The sequence below is a fragment of the Tolypothrix sp. VBCCA 56010 genome (assembly GCF_050875635.1).
GTDB lineage: Bacteria > Cyanobacteriota > Cyanobacteriia > Cyanobacteriales > Nostocaceae > Hassallia.
The window spans coordinates 1-207 of sequence record NZ_JBPAOH010000572.1 but is presented as its reverse complement, the minus strand read 5'-3'; the positions used below and the strand labels follow the sequence as shown (position 1 = coordinate 207).

The 207-nt window shown below is 49.3% G+C and carries 1 protein-coding gene; it reads right to left on the bottom strand.

Annotated elements, in window-relative coordinates; translation table 11 throughout:
- A partial coding sequence (locus AABK37_RS42400) for a hypothetical protein (RefSeq protein WP_432557329.1) occupies positions 1–207 on the bottom strand: 207 nt, incomplete at both ends.

The window sequence follows — 207 nt, the reverse complement described above, 5'->3', positions numbered from 1 at the left end:
CGGTGTTTTCTCGACTTGTTGCTCAAATAACGAATGCAGGCACAAATATTTGGGGTAGTCGGCTTGGGTGTTGTTCCACTCCCGTAATATCTGGTGTTGTTCGGTGGCAGTTAGCAGTGGTAGGTCTGATAGCTTTTGCTGTGGATTGACAACGACTGCTTCGAGTAAAGTTTGATAGTGCCCTACCATCCGCGTGATGGTGGCGGC